General features: G+C 47.7%; 3 protein-coding genes. 1 reads left to right on the top strand and 2 read right to left on the bottom strand.

What is annotated here, in order from left to right; genetic code table 11:
* Positions 1 to 66: helix-turn-helix domain-containing protein (locus tag PX636_RS16810; protein ID WP_288117945.1), on the bottom strand; the 66-nt coding region annotated here is incomplete at its 3' end.
* Positions 67 to 156: 90 nt separating this feature from the next.
* On the opposite strand from PX636_RS16810, the gene PX636_RS16805 reads away from it, so the two are divergent.
* Positions 157 to 945, top strand: a complete 789-nt coding sequence (locus PX636_RS16805; RefSeq protein WP_288117943.1) for an ECF transporter S component — start codon at positions 157 to 159, stop codon at positions 943 to 945.
* Between the two features lie 124 nt (positions 946 to 1,069).
* Here PX636_RS16805 and ilvC read toward each other — a convergent pair whose 3' ends face one another.
* Entirely contained in the window at positions 1,070 to 2,062 is a 993-nt protein-coding gene (ilvC, locus tag PX636_RS16800; RefSeq protein ID WP_288117941.1) for a ketol-acid reductoisomerase, read from the bottom strand.
* Positions 2,063 to 2,582 lie beyond the last annotated feature (520 nt).

The following is a 2,582-nucleotide window of genomic DNA, read 5'->3' as shown; positions in this document are numbered from 1 at the left end:
TGTGCGCCGCAATAGCGACTCTTGTGTTGGTGTGGGGTAAAATCGGTAAGAATAGGCTTTTTCCATGTCTCACATTTTAGCGTATATCGTGTAAATGCGCTAGTATTTAACAGTAAAGCCGTCGTAGAACGACGGGGTTTCAGACCCAAATTTTCGATGACCCTAGATATTATCCCCGAAGGCGAAGAACGCAAAGTGGAAGCTGTCAGTAGTGCCGCCATTGATGGTGCGCCGATCGCCTATATTGTCGTCTTAGCCGCCATTGTCACTACCCTTTCTTTTATTCCCTTCTCCATTGTCCTCGCTTCTGGCGGTAGTATGCCCCTCAGTCAAGCGGTTTTTCCCTTTTTGGGTTGGTTACTCGGCCCGATCGCTGGGGCGATCGCTAGTGGCATTGGGTCCTTAATTGGGGCTTTCCTTGCCCCCTACACGGCAGGAATTCCCGCTATTTCGGTCTTTGGGGCAATTATAGCCAGTTTTGTGGCGGGAACGATGGTTTTAGGCAAAAAACGCCGTTATTGGTGGTTAGGATTAACGTTAATTTTTCTGATTCCCCTGTTTATCTACGCTAACCGGGCGATCGGACTGAACGGCATTTCGCCACGAATCTTTATTGCCGGGGCTTTCGTCGATTGGTCAGCTTTGGTATTATTTATCCTACCAACCCGGACTCTTTTTACCCATTGGATCAAAGGTAGCAATTTGGCCCTAGTAGCGGCGGGAATTTTTGGAGGTACCTGGACTGCCAGCGGCCTCTCCCATTTAGGGGTCGTCGCCATTACCTACTCGATTTTTAACTGGCCCGAAGAAGTCTGGATCGCTTTAATTCCGATCATTCCTGTAGAAAATCTGATTCGTTCCTTCGTCGGTATGGTGATCGGTTGTGGTGTGATTGCCGGTTTACGGGCGATCGGTCTGGTTAAATCACGGGAGGCGATCTACTAGGTAGGAGCTGCTGAAAAAGTTTTTCCTGGGGACAGGGTGTGGGGTGTGGGGTGTGGGGTGTAGGGGCGGACTCAACAGCAAGAATTGCCAGGTTGCGTCCAACCCTCCACCGAAAAAAAGAGAACTAGCGTTTTAGCCAACTCATCATCGCCCGCAGATCTTGGCCGACTTCTTCGATCGAATGTTCTGCTTCTTGACGACGCATAGCGGTGAACCCCGGTTTACCTGCTTGATTTTCGAGGACAAACTCTCTGGCGAATTGTCCCGATTGAATTTCCCCGAGGATTTTCCGCATTTCGGCCTTAGTCGCTTCCGTCACCACCCGCGGACCGCGAGTATAGTCACCGTACTCGGCTGTATTGGAAATACTATCGCGCATTTTGGCTAAACCGCCCTCGACGATCAGATCGACGATCAGTTTCACTTCGTGTAAACACTCAAAATAGGCTAATTCGGGCTGATAACCAGCTTCCACGAGGGTTTCAAAGCCGGCTTTAATTAAAGCACTTAAACCGCCGCATAATACTGCCTGTTCGCCAAAAAGGTCGGTTTCTGTCTCCTCGCGGAAAGTGGTTTCCAAAACCCCGGCCCGAGTGCCACCGATACCCTTAGCGTAGGCCATCGCCCGATCGCGTGCTTGGCCGGTAGCATCTTGATAGACGGCGAATAAACAGGGGACTCCTTGACCTTGTTCGTAGGTGCGACGGACGAGATGGCCCGGTCCCTTGGGTGCGACCATAACCACATCGACGTTAGCCGGGGGAACCACTTGACCGAAATGAATATTAAAGCCGTGGGCAAAAGATAAAACCTTGCCTGCGCTTAAATTCGGGGCAATTTCGTTGAGATAAATCGTTTTCTGCACTTCATCCGGTAAGAGGATCATGATCCAGTCGGCAATTTTAGCGGCTTCGGCCACATCATAAACCGGAATACCGGCTTCTTTGGCTTTGATTGCCGATTTACTGCCGGGATATAGACCAACAATCACATTAACGCCACTATCCTTGAGATTTAATGCGTGGGCATGACCCTGGGAACCATAGCCAATAATAGCGATCGTTTTTCCCGCTAATAAATCTAAATTGGCATCCTCATCATAGTACATTTGTGCCATCGAACTCGCTCCTTAACTTCTTTTGTCACTGTGCAAACTCCTAATTATACGGGAAAATCACGCCCGTCAGAAGCATTTGATCGCCGGTTTCCTGGAGTCACGAAAAAATAGTGTCTAGAAAAATTGAAATTTTCTCTAGATAATTGGGTATTCTAACTAGGCTTGGCTGGCTTGATCTAGTGGAGCAGAAAAAAAAAGGGGGGGGTAATGGCCAATTTTTAGCTTGGACTTGGTTCTTTCACCAAAATTGAGTACAATGTCACTATCAATAAGCACTTCCTCTCCTCCTATCCAGTTAAGATTAACCTCGATCTGAACACAGATAATCGGGTTAGTATTTAGTGCCGAAATAGCTTCTCTCCTTCTCGATTTTTACCTTTTCTGGGTAATTTACCCAGTCAGGATCGTTTATAGACTGATTTACTGCCTTGATCGACCCTAGATAAAATCAGGTCAAAAAATTATTGGCTTTGTTAATCACTAATTCTCTTAGAGCTGCCCAAGAAAATCTATGGTAAGT

The organism is Microcystis sp. M53598_WE2 (assembly GCF_030067735.1).
GTDB lineage: Bacteria > Cyanobacteriota > Cyanobacteriia > Cyanobacteriales > Microcystaceae > Microcystis > Microcystis aeruginosa.
This window is presented reverse-complemented; position numbering and strand designations above follow the sequence as displayed.

Bases quoted from the DNA above. Each gene is read 5' to 3' on its own strand.
- PX636_RS16805 (WP_288117943.1), top strand. From the start codon at position 157: ATGACCCTAGATATTATCCCCGAAGGCGAAGAACGCAAAGTGGAAGCT.
- ilvC (WP_288117941.1), bottom strand. From the start codon at position 2,062: ATGGCACAAATGTACTATGATGAGGATGCCAATTTAGATTTATTAGCG.